2 protein-coding genes are annotated in these 2,041 nt (G+C 29.5%); both read right to left on the reverse strand.

Annotation, left to right across the window (positions count from 1 at the left end; all coding sequences use genetic code 11):
• Window positions 1-22: 22 nt before the first annotated feature.
• A complete protein-coding gene (locus tag HMPREF9131_RS07280) occupies window positions 23-877 on the reverse strand; it encodes a CPBP family intramembrane glutamic endopeptidase (RefSeq protein ID WP_009346213.1) in 855 nt (284 codons plus the stop codon).
• Window positions 874-2,041 (reverse strand): amidohydrolase (locus HMPREF9131_RS07285; RefSeq protein WP_009346212.1); only part of this gene is annotated, 1,168 nt, incomplete at its 5' end. The genes HMPREF9131_RS07280 and HMPREF9131_RS07285, both read right to left, overlap by 4 nt.

A 2,041-nucleotide genomic window follows, 5' to 3' on the forward strand; every position in this document is an offset into this window, starting at 1 on the left:
AATACCACTATATACAATTTTTTTATCCATTTTCTATTCCTCTTTTCTTATAAAAATAAAAATATAAAATACTTACAAACAAAATAATACAAACAAGAAAAGTCCCTTCAGGTCCATAAATTCCTCCAAGAGCCTTTTTATTTATAAAATTAAAAGTAAAAAGATGCTTCATGTCCCCTAATCCCGAAACAGGCAGTCCATAAACTATACCCATTGTAAAATTCCATGCACTGTGAGCCCCACAGGTGAAAAGCAAATTTTCAGTTTTTAATAGCATTATTCCATATAAAAGACCAACAAGCATAGTGTTTATAGTGGAAACAAGTGTTACGCCGGGGTTTGCCAAATGAAGCAGACCAAATAAGATTGCAGGGACAAACAAGGCAATCTTTGTAGAAAACTTCTCTGATAGATATTTCATTAAAAGTCCTCTAACTAAAAATTCTTCACTTGTTGATTGGATAATAAATCCAATTAAATACAAAATAAAATAAATATTTAATATATCTTTATTTACAGATTTAAAAGATACATTAGCTAGGGCTAAGTTAATTATTAGGAAAATACTTATCTGAATAAAGCCCAATAAAAATCCTTTGGAAAAATAAGCAAAAGATTTTTCTTTTTTTATCCAAACATAGGCTAATGATTTTTTCCAAATAAATTTAAGAAAAATTAAGCCTGCCAAAAGCTCACCAAGAGTTGATAACAATGAAATAATCATTTTATTTTCTAATAATATCTTTTCATTTGTAACAAGCTTAAAAGCAGAGGAAAAAACTAAAGAAAAAACTCTTGTCAATAAAATTATCAGTACAAATATAATGATAAAAGAACCTATAAAGCTAAAAATTCCTTTTTTATTTATTTTTCTCATCTTTTAACCAATTCTTCAAAGTGTCTATTAACTTCGAATTTAATCCTTTCTTCATCAAGATTTACAAGCTCTCTATTTCTCATAACAAACTTGCCATCACAAAGTACATCCCTAACATCCTCAGCAGTTGCAGAATAAACAAGAGCATTAATCAAATTATTTTTGGGAGTAAAATTAGATGATTTTAAATTAAAAATTGTCAAATCAGCTAAATAATCTTCTTTGATTAAACCAGCTTTTGAAATTCCCAATGCCTTTTGTCCGTTAATTGTAGCCATTTTTAAAATTTCAATAGCTTTAACGGCTTGTTCATCCATTTCACGAGCCTTATTTACAATAGCCCCGATGTGCATATCTTGTAGTAAATTTTGACTGTTATTAGAAGAATCACCATCAGTTCCAATACCCATAATAATATTATTTTTAAGTAGCTTTTCAACAGGTGTAAAACCACTAGCAAGCTTCAAATTTGATGTTGGGTTATAAATGGGATAAAAATTTTTATCCTTAACCAATGCAATCTCCTCGTCTGTAATATGAACACAATGAGCGGCAATCACATGATTATCCAAAAGTCCCAAAGAATTTACATAGGAAATTGGTGTCATGCCATGTTCTTTTAAAGAATTTTCCACTTCACCTTTTGTTTCAGAAAGATGTATATTTATTATTCCATCAAGATCTTTAGACAAATCTGAAATTTCTCTTAAAAAATTTTCGCTACAAGTATAAATTGCATGAGGTGCGGGTACGACCTTAATCCTTCCATTAGCCTTATTGTGATAATTATTATACAATTCTCTAACTGATTTTAGCTTTTCTTTTCCTTTTCCATCATTATCTGTTAGACCTCTTGTCAGAGTTCCTCTTATGCCTGATATTATTGTTGCATCACAAACCCTATCCATTTCATAATACATATCACAAAAATTTGTAACACCTGATTTTATATTTTCACAAATAGATAAAAGAGATGACCAATAAATATCATCAGCAGTAAGCTTATTTTCAATAGGCCAAATTTCATTTTCCAGCCAATCCATAAGTTTTAAATCATCGGCATAATTTCTAAAATATGACATACCAAGATGAGTATGACCATTTACAAAACCAGGAGTCATAAGTAAAAAGTTTCCGTCAATGACCTCGCTTGGCTTTATTTGG

Source organism: Peptoniphilus sp. oral taxon 836 str. F0141, assembly GCF_000179335.1.
Lineage (GTDB): Bacteria > Bacillota > Clostridia > Tissierellales > Peptoniphilaceae > Peptoniphilus_A > Peptoniphilus_A lacrimalis.

Coding starts and splice junctions, on each gene's coding strand:
- HMPREF9131_RS07280 (WP_009346213.1), bottom strand. CDS start 877: ATGAGAAAAATAAATAAAAAAGGAATTTTTAGCTTTATAGGTTCTTTT.